General features: G+C 39.3%; 1 protein-coding gene. It reads left to right on the top strand.

Annotated features, from left to right (window positions below; translation table 11 throughout):
- Window positions 1-1,001, top strand: a 1,001-nt coding sequence (locus tag BLP33_RS27120; RefSeq protein ID WP_139160094.1) for a two-component regulator propeller domain-containing protein, incomplete at both ends; no start/stop codon positions are given.

Below are 1,001 nucleotides of genomic sequence, written 5' to 3'. Positions count from 1 at the left end.
ACGTTTGCCGTTACAACGGTAAAACAGGGCACCTACATTATTAACTATCTTACCGGCGAACGGAAAAATTACCTTAATAATAACATCACTACCGCCACGGTTATTGACCGGGAAAATAATTTATGGTTTGGCAGTTATGACAAAGGCTTCTTTTTAAGTACTAACCCCGAAGTAAAAATCATTAACAAAGAAAGCGGGCTGGCCAATGAAGATGTTTTAAAACTGGCCATTGCAGGAGGCTACCTTTTTACCGGGCATGTTTTAAGCACACTGAGTTATATGAAACTTGGCGCAAATCAAACGCCGCCGATTGGTACTATAACTATAAATCAAGACAGGTCTGACTTTAACCGGATAACCAATCTGCTTACAATTCCGGGCAACAGGCTCATGATTGGTACCGATAATGGTATATTCAGATTAGATATTTCGAACAAGAACCCGGCGTTATGGCATCCCGAAAGTTATTTTGAAGGCCCTGTAAAATTTGATGGCCCTATAAAAGGAATCACCCATCAACATGATACAGTGTATTTTATTTCACAAAATGCCGTTGTTGTAATATCAAATCAGTTCAAACGTCTAAAAGGTTATAGATTCAAGCCTATACGCATGACATCTCTTACCTGGTATAAAAACAAGCTGCTGATAGGTTCACTTTATGGGTTATACCAGTTAATGCCCACTACTAATGATATTACCTATGTGCGGATATTAGCCAATAAAGGAATAAATGTTGTTAAGAGCCTGGCATCAAATAATGAAGTATGTGCGATAGGCACAGAAGCTCAGGGGGTGTTTTTGCTGGTCGGCGAAAAAATTGTTCAATTTAGATCTCCTGCTATTTTTTCAGGCGATATCCGTAAACTGATATGGACAGATGACAATACACTATGGGTCTGCACCGCGAACGGTGTAAGCATTATCAGCTTCTATAATCATTATCAAAATTACCGGATAAGTTTACTCAATACCAGTAACGGGCTCCCTTCAGATAACGT

Origin of the sequence: Mucilaginibacter sp. NFR10 (genome assembly GCF_900100445.1) — a bacterium.
Lineage (GTDB): Bacteria > Bacteroidota > Bacteroidia > Sphingobacteriales > Sphingobacteriaceae > Mucilaginibacter > Mucilaginibacter rubeus.
Note: the sequence above shows the minus strand (reverse complement) of the source record. Positions and strands in the feature narration are given on the sequence as shown.